The sequence below is a fragment of the Pseudomonas sp. WS 5059 genome, assembly GCF_012985525.1.
Classification (GTDB): Bacteria; Pseudomonadota; Gammaproteobacteria; order Pseudomonadales; family Pseudomonadaceae; genus Aquipseudomonas.
Genome location: NZ_JAAQWO010000006.1, coordinates 446,728 through 462,497 on the forward strand (window position 1 = coordinate 446,728; position 15,770 = coordinate 462,497).

Sequence of the window (15,770 nt, forward strand, 5' to 3'; positions counted from 1 at the left end):
AGACCATGACGTCTCGAAAGTTTGCGCCCCTGGCCGGTCTCGCCTTGGGATTGCTGGTAGACCCGGTGTTTGCCGAAGACACCCACCCCCTTGAACTGGGCACCACCAGCATCACCGGCGAGGCCTATGAGTCCGCCACCGGCCCGGTCAAGGGCTACCGCGCAACCCGCTCGGCCAGCGCGACCAAGACCGACACGGCCCTGCGCGATATCCCACAATCGATCAGTGTGATTCCCGCCACGGTGCTCAAGGACCTGGGCAGCAACAACGTCGAGCGCGCCCTGGAATTTGCCGGCGGCGTGTCCAAGCAGAACAACTTTGGTGGCCTGACCCTTTACGAATACAGCATTCGTGGCTTCACCACCTCGCAGTTCTATCAGGACGGTTTCAGCGCCAACCGCGGCTACCCCAGCACACCGGACGTGGCCAATATCGAACGCATCGAAGTGCTCAAGGGCCCCGCCGCCAGCCTGTATGGCCGTGGTGATCCCGGCGGCACGGTGAACATTGTCACCAAGAAGCCCCAAGCCGAAGCCTTCACCACCGTGCAGGCCAGCGCCGGCAGCTGGGACCGCTACCGTACCGCCATCGACATGAACACCCCGCTGGACAGCGAAGGCAATGTGCTGTCGCGGGTCAACCTGGCAGTGGAGGACAACCACAGCTTCCGCGACCATGTGCAGAGCAAGCGAGTGTTTGTCGCGCCCTCGTTCAGTTGGCAACTGGACCCGGACACCAGCCTGCTGGTGGAAAGTGAGTTCGTGCGCCACAGCTCGACCTTCGACCGCGGCCTCGTCGCCCCCAACAACCGCTGGAGCGGCATGTCCCGCTCGACCTTCCTCGGCGAGCCCAACGACGGCGATATCGACAACCACAACAACCGCCTGCAAGCCACCCTCGAACATCACTTGAATGATGCCTGGAAGCTGCGCCTGGCCAGCCACTACAAACAGGGCAGCCTGTGGGGCGAAGCGTCGGAAAACCGCGCGCTGAATGCCGACGGCCATACTATCAACCGCCGCTACCGCCAACGCTCCATGGGTTGGCACGACAGCATCACCCAACTGGAGTTGCGCGGCCTGTTCGAGGTGGGCAGTTGGCAGCATGAACTGCTGATCGGCACCGAGTACGAGGACTACCGCAAGAAAGAACGGGTGACCGCCATCGCCGGCCGTTACCCGATTGATATCTACCGTCCGGTCTATGGCCAGCCCAAGCCCAATGGCGAGCGCACCGGCAGTGATTTTTTCACCCAGGTGAAAAGCCAGGCGCTGAACCTGCAAGACCAGATCGTCTTTACCGACCGCCTGCGCGGTGTGGTTGGCGTGCGCCTGGAGCATGTCGAGCAACGCTCGGAGGACTTCACCCGGAACGGTGCCAAGAGCCAGAAAACCCACGATGTCATGACCCAACGGGCGGGCCTGCTGTATCAACTGACCCCGCAAGTGGGCCTGTTTGCCAACGCCTCCACCTCGTTCAAACCGCAAAGTGAGCTGGACGCAGCCGGCAATTTCCTCAAGCCCGAGGAAGGCATCGGCTATGAAGTGGGGATCAAGAGCGAGCTGTTCGACGACCGCCTGAGCACTACCCTGGCCGCCTTCCATATCGAAAAGGAAAACACCCTGGCCACGGACCCGACCACCGACACCAAGCGCGCCATCGGCAAGGCCCGCAGCCAGGGCTTCGACCTGCAACTGACTGGGCAACTGACGGATGCCATACGGGTGATTGGCGCGTTTGCCTACATCGATGCCGAAGTGACCCAGGGCGACAAAGAGATCCCCACCGGCAGCCGCATTCTCGGCGTGGCCAAGCGCAGTGGCAGCCTGTTGGGCGTGTACGAGTTCCAGGATGGCGCCCTGCGTGGCTCGGACCTGGGCGCGGCGTTTACCTACGTCGGCGACCGTTCGGGCGAGGCCGGTAAAAGCTTCGAGTTGCCGGCCTACCACACCGTCGACCTGCTGGCCCATTACAAGGCCAGCGATAACGTCACCGTGGGCCTGAACCTCAACAACCTGTTCGACGAAAAGTATTACGAGCGCTCCTACAGCAACTACTGGGTCAACCCCGGAGAGCCGCGCAACTTCACCGTCAGCCTGACCCTCAACCTGTAAAAGGACCTCACCATGCAAGCGCTCAAATCATTGGCCGTGCTCGGCCTGCTGTTCGCCACCCAGGTCTCGGCCCATGGCCTGTGGACCGAACAACGCCGGGGCCATGTCGAGGTGGTCTACGGCCACGGTGCCGAGGATGAAGCCTTCAAGGCGAGGAAAGTCAGCGGCGCCTGGGCCTACGACTCCAGTGGCCGGATGATCCCGGTGACCGTGCAGCGCCTGGACGATCAGGCGCGCCTGCAACCGCTCAAGCCGCCTGCCGTGCTGGCGGTGGCCTTTGATAACGGCTTGTGGTCGCAAACCCCGGACAAGAAGTGGGTGAACAAGGGCCGCAGCCAGGTACCTGGCGCCGTCGAAACCACCCAGGCCCTGAAGTACAGCCTGGCGATCTATCAGGCCGGGGCCAAGCTGCCCAAGCTGGATCAATTGAGAATGGTGATTGTGCCCGAGGTCGACCCGCTGACCGTCGGCCCCGGCCAATCGCTGCCCGTACGGGTGCTGATCGACGGCAAGCCTGCCGCCGGGATCAAGTTGATTGGTGACTACCGCAGCGCGCCCAATACCCTGAGCACCGAGACCGACAAGGATGGCCGGGCCCAGGTACTGGTGCGCAACGAGGCGTTGAATGTGATTGCGGCGCAGACAGAAGTGCCGGTCAAGGGTGACAGCGAGGTACAGGCGCGCGCGCTGTTCAGCTCACTGACCTTCCTCGGCCAGCCCCATCATGAGTGAACACCACTGAAGCCATGTGGGAGCCTGCTTGTGTAGGACTTGCCTGGGGCTGACTTGTGTGGGAGCTGGCTTGCCTGCGATAGCATCACCTTGGTATGAATGACACACCAAGGTGCCTGCATCGCAGGCAAGCCAGCTCCTACACAAGCCCCCACACTAGAGGCTGACAGGCGCTCTTTCGCACAAGGTATTGAGCGCCGCCGCCCATTGCGGATCATCATTGAGGCACGGCACCAGCACCAACTCCTCACCGCCGGCTTCGCGGAACTGCTCCAGGCCGCGATCACCAATCTCTTCCAGGGTCTCGATGCAATCGGCGACAAACGCCGGGCACATCACCAGCAACTTCTTCACCCCCTGCCGGGCCAAGGCCTCCAGGCGGGCCTCGGTATAGGGTTCGATCCACTTCGCCCGGCCCAGGCGCGACTGGAACGCCACCGACCATTTATCGTCCGCCAGGCCCATGCGCGCGGCAAAATCGCGGGCGACGCTGAAGCACTGCCCGCGATAACAGGTGGTGCGCACCTGCGGCGACGCATTGGCGCAACAGTCGCCCGCGCCTTCCAGGGAATGCCCGGGGTTGAGCTTGTTCAGGTGCCGCTCCGGCAGGCCGTGGAAGCTGAACAGCAGGTGATCGTAATCCTGCTGCAAATGCGGCTTGGCACTGGCCACCAGGGCGTCGAGGTATTCCGGCTGGTCGTAGAACGGTTGCAGGATCGAGAACTGCAGGTTGAGCTGCTGATCGCGCACCACACGCCGCGCTTCTTCGATCACCGTGGTCACGGTGCTGTCGGCAAACTGTGGATACAACGGCGCCAGCGTGACTTTGTGGATACCTTGGCCAGCAAGGCGAGTCAGCACGCTCTCAATCGACGGCTCGCCATAGCGCATCGCCAGCTCCACCGGGCCCTGGGTCCACTGCGCAGTCATCTGCTGTTGCAGGCGACGGCTGAGCACCACCAGCGGCGAGCCTTCATCCCACCAGATCGAGGCGTAGGCGTGGGCCGACTGCTCGGGACGCTTGATCAGGATCAGCGACACCAGCAAGCGCCGGACCGGCCACGGCAGGTCAATCACATACGGGTCCATCAAAAACTGATTGAGGTAGCTGCGCACATCGGCCACCGAAGTGGACGCCGGTGAGCCCAGGTTGACCAGTAACAACGCGTGATCCGTCATGCAACATCCTATCTCTAGAGGCGGCTGGACAAGTCGTCCAGGGCCGCGTGCAACTCAGTGAACTGAAAAGTGAAACCGGCGGCCAACAACCGCTCGGGCAACGCCTTCTGCCCGCCCAGCAACAGCCCGGACAACTCGCCCAAACCCACCCGCAAGGCAAACGCCGGCATCGGCATGAACGCCGGGCGGTGCAGCACCTGGCCCAGGGTCTTGGCGAACTCGCGGTTACGCACCGGCTGCGGCGCGCAGGCATTATAAGGACCGCTGGCGTCAGGTTTGTGCAGAAGAAAATCAATCAGGGTGATTTGATCCTTGATATGCACCCACGGCATCCACTGCCGACCGTTGCCGATAGGCCCGCCCAGCGCCAGCTTGAAGGGCAGCAACAGCCGCGACAAAAAGCCGCCCTGCGCCGCTAGCACCAGGCCAGTACGCACCAGCACCACCCGCAGGCCAAAGGCTTCGGCGCGCTGGGCGGTTTCTTCCCAGGCAATGCATAACTGGCTGGGGAAATCGTCCTGCACCGGGCCGCTGGCTTCGGTCAGCTCGCGCTCACCGCCATCGCCGTACCAGCCCACCGCCGAACCGCTGATCAATACCGCAGGTTTTACCGCCAGGCCTTCAAGCCAGGCCAGCAGGGTTTCCGTCAGGCTGATGCGACTGCTCCACAGCAGCGCCTTGCGTTTGTGGGTCCAGAGGCGGTCGGCAATCGGCGCGCCGGCCAGGTTGATAACGGCATCCACCGGCTGCGTCACGTCCTGCAAACGGGCCACGCCCTGCACCTGCGCACCGCACAACGTGGCGACCTGCGCGGGGTTGCGGCTCCAGACCGTCAACCGATGCCCCTGGGCGCTCCAGTGCTGGCAGAGCTGGCGGCCGATCAGACCTGTACCGCCGGTCAGCAAAATATGCATGAGATCTTCCTCCTGTAACGTTGGCCGGGCATCGCTGGTCTATTTTATAAACAGGGATCTTTTTAATCGGCCGCGACCTGGGTTTAACCATAGGTCACGCGACACATTCAGGCATGCCGAAACTTATACCAAAAAACAATATTGTACAGCTATTGGTGTCGGCGTAGTCTGTACCCAACGGTAAAACGAGGCCTCCCATGACTGTTCCCATCGCGATCATCGGTACCGGCATCGCCGGACTTTCGGCCGCCCGAGCGTTAAAAGATGCCGGGCACGTTGTACAACTCTTCGATAAAAGCCGTGGCAGTGGCGGGCGTATGTCCAGCAAGCGCAGCGAGGCCGGTGCACTGGACCTGGGCGCGCAGTACTTCACTGCGCGCGACCGGCGCTTCGTCAATGAAGTGCAACGCTGGCAAGCCAATGGCTGGGCCGCCGAGTGGGAGCCGCAACTCTACAACTGCCAATCCGGCCAACTGAGCCCCTCCCCCGACGAACAGACCCGCTGGGTCGGCACCCCGCGCATGAGCGCCATCACCCGTGCATTGCTGGATGACCTGCCGGTGGAGTTTGGCTGCCGGATCACCGAAGTGTTCCAGGGCCAGCAACACTGGAACCTGCTGGACGCCGACGGCGGCAACCATGGCCCCTTCAGCCATGTGATCATCGCCACCCCGGCCCACCAGGCCACGGCATTGCTGGCGGCGGCGCCCAAACTGGCGAGCACGGCGGCCGGGGTAAAAATGGACCCGACCTGGGCTGTCGCCCTGGCCTTCGACACGCCGCTGGATACGCCGATGGAAGGCTGTTTCGTACAAGACAGCCCCCTCGACTGGCTGGCCCGCAACCGCAGCAAACCAGGGCGTGACGCCACGCCAGACACCTGGATCCTGCACGCCACCAGTGCCTGGAGCAAAAGGCACCTGGACCTGCCCAAGGAAGCCATCATCGAATTGCTCCACGGCGCCTTTGCCGAACTGCTGCATTGCAGCATGCCGGCGCCCTCCTTCAGCCTCGCCCACCGCTGGCTGTACGCCCGCCCGGCGGGCAGCCATGAATGGGGAGTGCTGGCGGATGCCGACCTGGGCCTCTACGTATGCGGCGACTGGTGCCTGTCAGGCAGGGTCGAAGGTGCATGGCTCAGCGGCCAGGAAGCCGCGCGGCGCCTGCTTGAGCACCTGCAATGAAGCGCATCAACCCGGCGAAATTGCTGCTCTCGAAATGGACCGCCACCCAGCCTCGGCACAAGGAAAAGCATTTCCTGGTCACTGAGTTGTTTCGCGATGAACAAGGCCGCGTGCTGGAGATAGAACTGCAAGCGGTCCTGACCCGTCGCGCAGAGCGCCTGGCCTGGCAAAGCCTGCAAGATGCCGGGCAGTGGAAAATCGGCTGGCAGTAAAAACCTGTACAAATAATTTGACTTGTATAGCTTCAGACCTATGATGAGATTAAGTTGTACAGGAATTACATTCTGTACAGGAATCTTGTAGAGGTTTTGCCATGTCCACCCCTGTGTCCGCCACCGGCAAACCCAAGATCGCCATCAGCGCCTGCCTGCTCGGCGAGAACGTGCGCTTCAATGGCGGGCACAAACAATCCCCTCTGTGCAGCCAGACCCTCGCTGACTACTTCGACTTCGTGCCCCTGTGCCCGGAAGTGGCCATCGGCCTGGGCATCCCCCGTGAGCCGATTCGCCTGGTGGGCGACCCGCAGCAACCGCAGGCCGTGGGCACGGTGCACCGCGAACTGAACGTGACCGCCGCGCTGGACACCTACGGCCAGGACATGGCCGCCGAGCACACCGACCTGTGCGGCTACATCTTCATGCAGAAGTCACCGTCGTGCGGCCTGGAACGGGTCAAGGTCTACCGCGACAACGGCACCCCGGTGGATGGCGGCGGGCGCGGCATCTATGCCCAGGCATTCTGTGCCCGCCACCCCAATCTGCCGGTGGAAGAAGATGGCCGCCTGCATGACCCGGTGCTGCGCGAAAATTTCCTCACCCGGGTGTTTGTGTATGCCAGCTGGCAGCAACTACTGGCCGAGGGCTTGACCCGCCACCGCCTGCTGGCCTTTCACTCGCGCTACAAATACCTGCTGATGGCCCACAGCCCGGCCCACTACAAAAGCCTCGGCCATCTGCTGGGCAGCATGGGCAAGGGCTGCGACCTGCATGCCTTGGCCAGGGACTATTTCAGCGAGCTGATGAGTGCCCTGAAAAAGTGCGCCACCCGTGGCACCCATTCCAACGTGCTGCAGCACATCAGCGGCTATCTCAAGCAAGCCCTCAGCGCCGAGGACAAACAGGAGATGCAAACCCTGATCGGCCAATACCGCCACGGTATCGTGCCGCTGGTGGTGCCGCTGACCTTGCTCAAACATCACTTTCGCCAACATCCGGACCGCTACATCGCGCAGCAGGCCTACCTGCAACCGCATCCGGAAAATCTCAGCCTGCGTAATGCGATCTAACCCATGAATGCTTCCCTGCACCACCCCACCCACCCCGTCGAAGACGTCGCCCAGGCCCTGGAACAAGGCTGGCTGCCGATTCGCGAAGTGGCGCGCCAGACCGGGGTCAACGCCGTGACCCTGCGTGCCTGGGAACGGCGCTATGGCCTGATCGTGCCGCAGCGCACGCCCAAGGGCCATCGGCTGTTCAACACCGAGCATGTGCAGCGCATCCAGGCCATCCTGACCTGGCTCAACCGTGGCGTGCCGGTCAGCCAGGTCAAGCAGTTGATCGACAGCGCCCAGCCGGTGGACGACAGCGGCGAAAACGAATGGCAGGGCCTGCGCCAGACCCTGGTGCAAGCCATCAGCCAACTGGCCGAGCGCCGGGTCGATGATGTGTTCAACCAGGCCATGGCCCTCTACCCGCCGCGCACCCTGTGCGAGCAACTGTTGCTGCCGCTGCTCAAGGAACTGGAACAGCGCTGGCAAGGCCAGTTCGGCGCGCAGATGGAGCGGGTGTTTTTCCACTCTTGGCTGCGCAGCAAATTTGGCGCGCGGATGTATCACAACAATCGCCAACTCAGTGGCTCCCCGTTATTGCTGATCAACCATTGCGACCTGCCGCTGGAGCCGCACCTGTGGTTGAGCGCCTGGTTGGCCAGCAGCGCCGATTGCCCGGTGGAAGTCTTCGACTGGCCGTTGCCCACCGGCGAACTGGCCCTGGCGGTCGAACACCTGCAACCACGCGCCGTGGTGCTCTACTCCAGCAAGGCCATCAATCTGGCGGCGCTGCCGAAACTCTTGAGCGGCAGTAGTTGCCCAATCCTCCTCGCCGGACCAACGGTGTGCATCCACCAGGCCGAGTTGGCGGTATTAACCCAAGACATCCCTGAACTGTTGCTGGCCGAAGACCCGTTGTCGGCCCATCAGCTCCTGATCCAGCGTGGGCTTCTTTAAATGCACCTGATCTGGCTGCGCAGCGACCTGCGCCTACATGACAACACCGCCCTCGCTGCCGCCTGCCAGCGTGGCCCGACGGCGGCGGTGTACCTGATCACGCCGCAGCAATGGCTGGCCCATGACGATGCGCCGTGCAAAGTCGACTTTTGGCTGCGCAACCTCAAGTGTCTGGGCCTGGCCCTGGGTGAATTGAATATCCCACTGCTGATCCGCCACGCGGATACATGGGATCAAGTGCCACAGGTATTGGTCGAGCTGTGCCAGGCCTTGGCGGTCGAGACCGTCCACGCCAACGAAGAGTACGGGATCCACGAAAGCCGGCGTGATGCCGCCGTAGCCCAGGCCCTGGAAGCACAAGGGGTGGATTTTTACAGTTACCTGGACCAACTGCTGTTCCAACCCGGCAGCGTACTGACCAAGACCGGCACCTACTTCCAAGTGTTCAGCCAGTTTCGCAAGGTCTGTTACAACCGCCTGCACAGTGCCCTGCCACGCCGGGTGCCGACGCCCAAGGCCCAGGCGGCCTTGGCACTGGTCAGCGACGAGGTTCCCGAACAGGTCAGAGGATTCGCCGCGCCCAGCGACACCCTGCGCGCCCTGTGGCCGGCCGGTGAAGACGAGGCACAGCGGCGCCTCGGGCAATTTGCCGATGCCCAGATCAGCTACTACAAGGACGAACGCGACTTTCCGGCCAAGCCCGGCACCAGCCAACTCTCCGCGTACCTCGCTGCTGGCGTGGTCTCGCCGCGCCAGTGCCTGCATGCGGCGCTGCAAAGCAACCAGGGTGAATTCGAAAGCGGCGATATCGGTGCAATCACCTGGATCAACGAGCTGCTGTGGCGTGAGTTCTACAAACATATTCTGGTGGGCTACCCACGGGTGTCGCGCCATCGTGCCTTTCGCCCGGAAACCGAAGCCGTGGCCTGGCGCCACGCCCCCGCCGACCTGGCCGCCTGGCAAGAGGCACGCACCGGCCTGCCGATCATCGACGCCGCGATGCGCCAGCTCCTGGAAACCGGCTGGATGCATAACCGCCTGCGCATGGTGGTGGCGATGTTCCTGACCAAGAACCTTTTGATCGACTGGCGCGAGGGTGAGCGCTTTTTTATGCGGCACCTGATCGACGGCGACCTGGCGGCCAATAACGGAGGCTGGCAGTGGAGTTCGTCCACCGGCACCGACTCGGCGCCGTATTTCCGCATTTTCAGCCCGTTGAGCCAGTCCGAGAAATTCGACGGCGAAGGGCGTTTTATCAAGCAGTGGCTGCCGCAACTGGCGGGATTGAACAAAAAGGAAGTGCACAACCCCGACGCCGTCGGCGGCCTGTTTGGCGTGGCCGACTACCCACGGCCCATCGTCGACCTGAAGTCTTCCCGCGAGCGGGCGCTGGCGGCCTTTCGTGCCCTGCCCCCGCGCCAGGCGGCAGGAGGTGGGTATGAGTGATTTCCTGCGCCAGTTTGCCGAGTCTTTCGCCGGTCTTAACAAACACAACCTGCACCGGCTCGACAGCCTGTACAGCCAGGACATATCGTTTAGCGATCCACTGCACCAGGTCCACGGCATCAGCGCGCTGAATGCGTACTTCGCCGAGCTTTACAGCAACGTCAAGCAACTGCATTTTGACTTCCACGGCTTCGACCACGTGGCCGAAGGCGAGGGTTATCTACGCTGGACCATGAGTTTCTGCCACCCGCGCCTGGCGGGCGGCCAACAGATTCAAGTGCAAGGCTGCTCCCACCTGTTATGGCACGACAAGGTCTACCGGCACCGCGATTACTTTGATGCCGGAGCGCTGCTTTACGAACACCTGCCGGTACTTGGCCGGCTGGTCCGTTGGTTGAAAGGGAGAATGGCATGAGCCTGAAATCGCCACGCCGTTATTGGCTGACAGGAGCAAGCAGTGGCATCGGTGCCGCCCTGGCCGAAGAGTTGCTCGGCAGTGGCGCGCAGGTGGCGCTGAGCGCACGTTCCAAGGCGCCGCTGGAACAACTGGCCCAACGTTACCCCGGCCAAGTGCTGGTGGTGGCCGGAGACTTGACCAACAGCCAGGTCGTACGGGAAATCGGCGAGCAGATCGCACAGACCTGGGGCGCCCTGGACACTGTGATCCTGAATGCCGGTACCTGCGAGTACGTGGATGCCCGGCAGTTCGATGCGTCGATTATCGAACACGTGGTGCGCACCAACCTGCTGGCCAGCAGTTATTGCATCGAAGCCGCGCTGCCGCTGCTGCGTGCCGGTCACACCCCGCACCTGGTGGGGGTCGCCAGTGCCGTCACCTACCTGCCGATGCCCCGCGCAGAAGCCTATGGCGCGTCCAAGGCCGGCCTGCGCTACTTGTTCGAATCCCTGCGCATCGACCTGTCTCCCGAAGGCATTGATGTCACGGTAGTCAGCCCCGGTTTCGTCGATACGCCACTGACCGAACGCAACGATTTCCCCATGCCCCTGAGCTGGCCGGCCGACAAGGCCGCGCGGCATATTTTCGGCAAACTGGAAAAACGCCCGCTGGAAATCGCCTTCCCAGCGCTGTTCATCGCCACACTGTGGCCACTGTCGAAACTGCCGAACCGCGCGCAACTGATCATCGGCAAACGAATGCTGCGCAGCCCGCCGCCGCAGAAGGACGACCTGTGAAGATCGCCATAATCGGCAGCGGTATTTCCGGGCTGACCAGTGCCTATCTGCTCAGCCGCCGTCACGACATCACGGTGTTCGAAGCCGCCGACCGGATTGGCGGCCATACCCATACGGTAGACGTGACCGTCGAGGGCACGCGGTATGCGGTGGACACCGGGTTTATTGTGTTCAACGACTGGACCTACCCCAACTTCATCCGCCTGCTGGGGCAGATCGGCGTGCCGTTCAAACCGACCGAAATGAGTTTTTCGGTGTGCGACCCCGAGGAAAATGTCGAGTACAACGGCAACAACCTCAACAGCCTGTTCGCCCAGCGCAGCAATCTCCTGTCCCCGGGTTTCTGGGGCATGTTGCGCGACATCCTGCGTTTCAATCGCCAGGCGCCCCTGGATTTGCAGGAGCAACGCATCAGCGCACAGATGACCCTGGGCGAATACTTGCAGGCGGGCAACTACGGCCCTCGGTTTATCCGCCACTACATCGTGCCCATGGGCGCGGCCATCTGGTCGATGCCCCTGGCGGACATGCTCGGGTTCCCGCTGCAGTTCTTCGTGCGGTTCTTCAAGAACCACGGCTTGCTGTCGGTGAACAATCGGCCGCAGTGGTGTGTGATCGAGGGTGGCTCCAGTCGTTACATCGAGCCGCTGACCCGCTCGTTTGGCCAGCAGATCCGCCTCAACTGCCCGGTGCAAAAAGTCGAGCGCACGCCAGAAGGCGTGGTTATCCACAGTGCCGATGGCCGTGAAATTTTCGACAAGGTCGTCTTCGCCTGCCACAGCGACCAGGCCCTGGCCCTGCTGGACGATCCCAGCCAGGCTGAACAGCAGATTCTTGGGGCGATAACCTACGCCGACAATGACGTGGCCCTGCACACCGACACCCGCTTGCTGCCCGATCGCCCCCTGGCCTGGGCCAGCTGGAACTATCGGATGGACGCCAGCACGCACAAGCCGGCAGCCGTCACCTATGCCATGAACATCCTGCAAGGCATCGACAGCCCCACCACCTTTTGTGTGAGCCTCAACCAGACGGCGATTATCAACCCGCTGAAGATTCTCGCCCGCTATACCTATGCCCATCCGCAATACAGCCTGGCGGCGGTGGCGGCGCAAGCGCGCTGGGAAGAACTGCATGGCGCCCGGCACACCTATTATTGCGGGGCCTACTGGGCCAGCGGTTTTCATGAAGACGGCGTGGTCAGCGCCCTGCGCGTGGCCCAAGCCTTTGGGGAAACCCTGTGAACAGCGCGCTCTACAGCGGCTGGATCGCCCACCGGCGCTTCACCCCCAAAGGCCATGCCTTTCGCTATCGCATCGGCCTGCTGTACCTGGATCTGAGCGAACAGGAACAGGTGCTGGGGCTGTCGCCCTTAGCAGGTCATGGCCGCTTCGCGCCCTTTGCGTTTCGCCAGCAGGATTACCTGCGTGAATTGACCCGCGACGGCACCTGCTTGATCGATGCCGTGCGCCAAGTGGTCGGCACGGCGCTGGGGCATACCCCCCAGGGCAACATCTGCCTGCTGACCCAGGCCCGCAGCTGGGGCCTGGCGTTCAACCCGGTGAGTTTCTTCTATTGCTTTGAGGCCGACGGGCAACTGGCGGCGATTGTCTGTGAAGTGACCAACACGCCATGGCGCGAGCGTTATCACTACGTGCTGCCGGCCCAGGCCCTGGCGGTTGGCGAGCATCAGCATTTCGCGGTGGCCAAGGCGTTTCATGTGTCGCCGTTTTTGCCCCGAGACCTGGAATACCGCATGAGCTTCAGCCCGCCGAGCCAGCGCCTGGGCGTGCATATGGCCGACTGGCAAGGCGAGACCAAGGTGTTCGATGCCACCTTGAGCCTGCAACGCGAAGCCCTCGACCGCGCCAGCCTGCATCGCTACTTGCGGCGCTTTCCGTGGATGACCGCCAAGACCTGCCTGGCCATCTACTGGCAAGCGCTGCGCCTGCTCTTTAAACGCACACCGATTTTTCCCCATCAGGCCGCCGATGGCGCCTGTGCAATTGGCTATCCCAAGGATCGTCGCCATGAAATCCCCTAGCTTATCGGTCAAATCCAACCGCCTGAACGTCAACGGCCTGACCGGCGCGCTGTTGCGCAAAGCCGTGCTGCGCCAACTCGGCAAGCTGCGCCATGGCCAACTGGTGGTGATCGAGGACGGCGAGCGCCAGGTGTTCGGCGCACGGGAAGCGCACTTGCTGGGGGAGATCCAGATCCTCGACCCGGCGGTGTGGGGCCTGGTGGCCGCCAACGGTTCCATCGGCGCCGGCGAGGCGTTTATCCATGGGTTCTGGAGCAGCCCGGACCTGACCGCCGTGGTGCGCGTGATGGTCAGCAACCTCGATGTCCTGGACGCCCTCGAAGGCGGCCTGGCCAAGCTGGCCCGCCCGCTCACCCAAGGCCTGCACTGGCTCAATCGCAACACCCACAAGGGCTCGCAAAAAAACATCGCCGCCCACTACGACCTGGGTAACGACCTGTTCCAGGAGTTTCTTGACCCGACCATGATGTATTCGGCGGCGCAGTTCCTTACCGCCGACGACACGCTGGAGCAGGCACAACTTAACAAGCTGGAGCGCATTTGCCAGAAACTGGCACTCAAGCCATCGGACCACCTGCTGGAAATCGGCACCGGCTGGGGCAGCATGGCCCTGTATGCAGCGCAGCAGTACGGCTGCCAGGTCACCACGACCACCTTGTCCAAGGAGCAATTTGCCTACACCGAACAGCGCATCCAGGCCTTGGGGCTGCAGGACCAGGTGACGCTGCTGTTGCAGGACTACCGCGACCTGAGCGGGCAGTACGACAAGCTGGTGTCCATCGAAATGATCGAGGCCGTGGGCCATCGTTTCCTGCCCACCTACTTCAAGCAATGCGCGCACTTGCTCAAGAGCGACGGGTTGATGCTGTTGCAGGCCATCACCATTCGCGAACAACGTTATGAACAGGCCAAGGGCAGCGTCGACTTCATCCAGCGCTACATCTTCCCCGGCGGTGCCTTGCCCTGTGTACAGAAGATGTTGCAGATCGTCAGCCGCGACACCGATATGAACCTGTTGCACATGGAGGATTTCGGCCTGCATTACGCGCGAACCTTGCGCTTGTGGCATGAGAACTTTCGCCGCGCCCACGGTCGACTGACGGAACTGGGCTACGACGAATACTTCCTGCGCTTGTGGGAGTTCTACCTGTGCTACTGCGAAGGCGGCTTTATGGAACGCACCATCGGCACCGCGCAGTTGCTGCTGGCCAAGCCCTGCGCGGTGACACAACCGTTGCTCGGGCGCTTCAATGCTTAAAAACCTGGCCAACGCCGCGTTGTTCCAGTGCGGTTGGTTTGCCTGTGTGATCGGTGGTGACAGCCTGTGGTTGTTGGTCGGGCTGGGCGTGCTGGCGGTCCACCTGCTGTGGATAACTTCGTGGGCCGTTGAGTGGCGGTTGATCTTGAGCGTGACCGTGCTGGGCACCCTGCTGGACACGCTGCTGCGCACGCTCGGGGTGTTTGAATTCAGTGATCCAGGCCCGTTGATTCCTGCGTGGCTGATCCTGCTGTGGGCGCTGCTGGCGACCACCCTACGCCACTGCCTGGCCTGGAGCGCCCGGCCCTGGTGGCGCGCAAGCCTGCTCGGAGCTGCGGGCGGGCCGCTGTCGTACTACGCCGGCAGCCAGTTGGCCGGTGTGAGCTTCGGGTTTGCCACCGTGCCAACCCTGGTGGCAATCGCGCTGCTGTGGGCTGTGGTATTTCCTGGCCTGCACCGGCTCGCGCGCTGACGTTTGTCAGAGCTTTCACACGCGCTAGACCGGCTTGCCTTACACTGCGCGCCTATGACCACCATCCCGCACACCCAAATCACCGAACCTGCCGTCACCTGCTCCACGTGCGCAGCCTGCTGCTGCCAGCTGGAAGTCATGCTGATCACCGACACTGGCGTGCCTGATCGCTTTATCGATACGGACGATTGGGGCGGCGAAGTCATGCTGCGCCTGGACGACGGCTGGTGCGCGGCGTTGGATCGCGACACGATGATGTGCACGATCTATGAGAAACGACCGCTGATCTGCCGGGAATTCGAGATGGGCGCGCCGGAGTGCCTTGAAGAGCGCCTGGGGATTGCGACGGTCTACCGCTGATCCCAGGGCAAATGTGGGAGCTGGCTTGCCTGCGATAGCATCACCTCGGTTTGTCTGAAGCACCGAGTCGTCTGCATCGCGGGCAAGCCCGCTCCTACATGGGTTCTGCTGTGCTGGGGAAAATCAGAGCGGCATGGTGTAGTTCAACGAATAGCTCTCGATACCATCGTTGTGGCTGCTGATGCCAGCGTTGGAATAGTGCGTGGCACGGATCCCCACCTGGTGCCCACCGGCAAAGCGCAAGCCAAAGCCCAGGCGGTCTTCGAACTGGAAAGCGCCGCCAATGTTGTTGTCTTCGACCCGGCTGCGTGAGAACAGCGCCACCCCGATCCCCGCTTCTATGTAGGGTTTGACCGACTCACCGGCAAATTCATACACAAACACCGGCGAAAACGACAGGCTGCTGACACTCGCCCGTTCGTCACCGTCCCAGAAGGTATAAGCGCCGCTCCAGTAGCCAGTCAGGCGCCCCACATCGCTCTGCCACCAGCTCTTGTCCCAGTCCGATTGCAGGCCCAGACGATAAGTCATGGTCGAATCGCTGGTATGCCCCACCGCAAACTCCAGGCCGGCAGCCTGGGCCGAAACCGAGTGTCCCACCACGACGGCCGCAATCGCAGCCAAACAGAACAAGCGCCTCATAAGAAAC

Annotated in this window: 17 protein-coding genes; 14 read left to right on the forward strand and 3 right to left on the reverse strand. The window is 62.5% G+C overall.

The window, feature by feature from the left end:
* Positions 1–5: 5 nt before the first annotated feature.
* Together HBO12_RS20075 and HBO12_RS20080 are read left to right on the forward strand one after the other, a co-directional pair.
* Positions 6–2,114, forward strand: coding sequence for a TonB-dependent siderophore receptor (locus HBO12_RS20075; RefSeq protein ID WP_170043028.1), 2,109 nt, complete (start codon positions 6–8; stop codon positions 2,112–2,114).
* A gap of 12 nt (positions 2,115–2,126) precedes the next feature.
* Complete coding sequence (locus HBO12_RS20080) at positions 2,127–2,846, forward strand: DUF4198 domain-containing protein (protein ID WP_170043029.1); 720 nt, start codon at positions 2,127–2,129, stop codon at positions 2,844–2,846.
* A gap of 156 nt (positions 2,847–3,002) precedes the next feature.
* On the opposite strand, the gene hemH is transcribed toward HBO12_RS20080, so the two are convergent.
* Together hemH and HBO12_RS20090 are read right to left on the reverse strand one after the other, a co-directional pair.
* Positions 3,003–4,025, reverse strand: a complete 1,023-nt coding sequence (gene hemH / locus HBO12_RS20085) for a ferrochelatase (RefSeq protein ID WP_169954875.1) — start codon at positions 4,023–4,025, stop codon at positions 3,003–3,005.
* A 14-nt stretch (positions 4,026–4,039) separates the two neighbouring features.
* Positions 4,040–4,939 (reverse strand): TIGR01777 family oxidoreductase, encoded by a 900-nt coding sequence (locus HBO12_RS20090; protein ID WP_170043030.1) that lies wholly within the window; start codon positions 4,937–4,939, stop codon positions 4,040–4,042.
* 197 nt (positions 4,940–5,136) lie between these two features.
* Here HBO12_RS20090 and HBO12_RS20095 point away from each other — a divergent pair, with 197 nt between their 5' ends.
* From HBO12_RS20095 to HBO12_RS20150, 12 genes are all read left to right on the forward strand, one after another.
* On the forward strand, positions 5,137–6,123 hold the full coding sequence (locus HBO12_RS20095) for an NAD(P)/FAD-dependent oxidoreductase (RefSeq protein ID WP_169954873.1): 987 nt from the start codon (positions 5,137–5,139) through the stop codon (positions 6,121–6,123).
* Positions 6,120–6,335: a TIGR02450 family Trp-rich protein gene (locus HBO12_RS20100; RefSeq protein WP_169954872.1), complete on the forward strand. Its 216-nt coding sequence runs from the start codon at positions 6,120–6,122 to the stop codon at positions 6,333–6,335. The genes HBO12_RS20095 and HBO12_RS20100 overlap by 4 nt, the downstream gene beginning before the upstream one ends.
* Positions 6,336–6,448: 113 nt before the next feature.
* Positions 6,449–7,408, forward strand: a complete 960-nt coding sequence (locus HBO12_RS20105; protein ID WP_407073427.1) for a YbgA family protein — start codon at positions 6,449–6,451, stop codon at positions 7,406–7,408.
* A gap of 3 nt (positions 7,409–7,411) precedes the next feature.
* Entirely contained in the window at positions 7,412–8,347 is a 936-nt protein-coding gene (locus HBO12_RS20110) for a MerR family transcriptional regulator (RefSeq protein ID WP_169954870.1), read from the forward strand.
* Positions 8,348–9,793 carry a deoxyribodipyrimidine photo-lyase gene (phrB, locus tag HBO12_RS20115; RefSeq protein ID WP_170043031.1) on the forward strand — a complete coding sequence of 482 codons (1,446 nt, stop codon included), beginning with the start codon at positions 8,348–8,350 and terminating at the stop codon, positions 9,791–9,793.
* Entirely contained in the window at positions 9,786–10,208 is a 423-nt protein-coding gene (locus tag HBO12_RS20120; protein WP_170043032.1) for a nuclear transport factor 2 family protein, read from the forward strand. The genes phrB and HBO12_RS20120 overlap by 8 nt, the downstream gene beginning before the upstream one ends.
* Positions 10,205–10,987, forward strand: coding sequence for an SDR family NAD(P)-dependent oxidoreductase (locus HBO12_RS20125; RefSeq protein ID WP_170043033.1), 783 nt, complete (start codon positions 10,205–10,207; stop codon positions 10,985–10,987). Before HBO12_RS20120 ends, HBO12_RS20125 begins: the two co-directional genes overlap by 4 nt.
* Complete coding sequence (locus HBO12_RS20130) at positions 10,984–12,231, forward strand: FAD-dependent oxidoreductase (RefSeq protein ID WP_170043034.1); 1,248 nt, start codon at positions 10,984–10,986, stop codon at positions 12,229–12,231. The genes HBO12_RS20125 and HBO12_RS20130 overlap by 4 nt, the downstream gene beginning before the upstream one ends.
* Entirely contained in the window at positions 12,228–13,031 is an 804-nt protein-coding gene (locus HBO12_RS20135; RefSeq protein ID WP_169954865.1) for a DUF1365 family protein, read from the forward strand. The genes HBO12_RS20130 and HBO12_RS20135 overlap by 4 nt, the downstream gene beginning before the upstream one ends.
* Positions 13,018–14,289 (forward strand): SAM-dependent methyltransferase, encoded by a 1,272-nt coding sequence (locus tag HBO12_RS20140; RefSeq protein ID WP_170043035.1) that lies wholly within the window; start codon positions 13,018–13,020, stop codon positions 14,287–14,289. The genes HBO12_RS20135 and HBO12_RS20140 overlap by 14 nt, the downstream gene beginning before the upstream one ends.
* The gene (locus HBO12_RS20145; protein ID WP_169954863.1) at positions 14,282–14,761 is read left to right on the forward strand and encodes a DUF2878 domain-containing protein; all 480 of its coding nucleotides are present in this window, start codon (positions 14,282–14,284) and stop codon (positions 14,759–14,761) included. The genes HBO12_RS20140 and HBO12_RS20145 overlap by 8 nt, the downstream gene beginning before the upstream one ends.
* A 54-nt stretch (positions 14,762–14,815) precedes the next feature.
* A complete protein-coding gene (locus tag HBO12_RS20150) occupies positions 14,816–15,121 on the forward strand; it encodes a YkgJ family cysteine cluster protein (protein ID WP_169954862.1) in 306 nt (101 codons plus the stop codon).
* Positions 15,122–15,244: 123 nt separating this feature from the next.
* Here the strand turns inward: HBO12_RS20150 and HBO12_RS20155 are convergent, their stop codons facing one another.
* Positions 15,245–15,763, reverse strand: a complete 519-nt coding sequence (locus HBO12_RS20155) for an acyloxyacyl hydrolase (RefSeq protein WP_169954861.1) — start codon at positions 15,761–15,763, stop codon at positions 15,245–15,247.
* Positions 15,764–15,770 lie beyond the last annotated feature (7 nt).

Coding starts and splice junctions, on each gene's coding strand:
- HBO12_RS20075 (WP_170043028.1), top strand. CDS start 6: ATGACGTCTCGAAAGTTTGCGCCCCTGGCCGGTCTCGCCTTGGGATTG.
- HBO12_RS20080 (WP_170043029.1), top strand. CDS start 2,127: ATGCAAGCGCTCAAATCATTGGCCGTGCTCGGCCTGCTGTTCGCCACC.
- hemH (WP_169954875.1), bottom strand. CDS start 4,025: ATGACGGATCACGCGTTGTTACTGGTCAACCTGGGCTCACCGGCGTCC.
- HBO12_RS20090 (WP_170043030.1), bottom strand. CDS start 4,939: ATGCATATTTTGCTGACCGGCGGTACAGGTCTGATCGGCCGCCAGCTC.
- HBO12_RS20095 (WP_169954873.1), top strand. CDS start 5,137: ATGACTGTTCCCATCGCGATCATCGGTACCGGCATCGCCGGACTTTCG.
- HBO12_RS20100 (WP_169954872.1), top strand. CDS start 6,120: ATGAAGCGCATCAACCCGGCGAAATTGCTGCTCTCGAAATGGACCGCC.
- HBO12_RS20110 (WP_169954870.1), top strand. CDS start 7,412: ATGAATGCTTCCCTGCACCACCCCACCCACCCCGTCGAAGACGTCGCC.
- phrB (WP_170043031.1), top strand. CDS start 8,348: ATGCACCTGATCTGGCTGCGCAGCGACCTGCGCCTACATGACAACACC.
- HBO12_RS20120 (WP_170043032.1), top strand. CDS start 9,786: ATGAGTGATTTCCTGCGCCAGTTTGCCGAGTCTTTCGCCGGTCTTAAC.
- HBO12_RS20125 (WP_170043033.1), top strand. CDS start 10,205: ATGAGCCTGAAATCGCCACGCCGTTATTGGCTGACAGGAGCAAGCAGT.
- HBO12_RS20140 (WP_170043035.1), top strand. CDS start 13,018: ATGAAATCCCCTAGCTTATCGGTCAAATCCAACCGCCTGAACGTCAAC.
- HBO12_RS20145 (WP_169954863.1), top strand. CDS start 14,282: ATGCTTAAAAACCTGGCCAACGCCGCGTTGTTCCAGTGCGGTTGGTTT.
- HBO12_RS20150 (WP_169954862.1), top strand. CDS start 14,816: ATGACCACCATCCCGCACACCCAAATCACCGAACCTGCCGTCACCTGC.
- HBO12_RS20155 (WP_169954861.1), bottom strand. CDS start 15,763: ATGAGGCGCTTGTTCTGTTTGGCTGCGATTGCGGCCGTCGTGGTGGGA.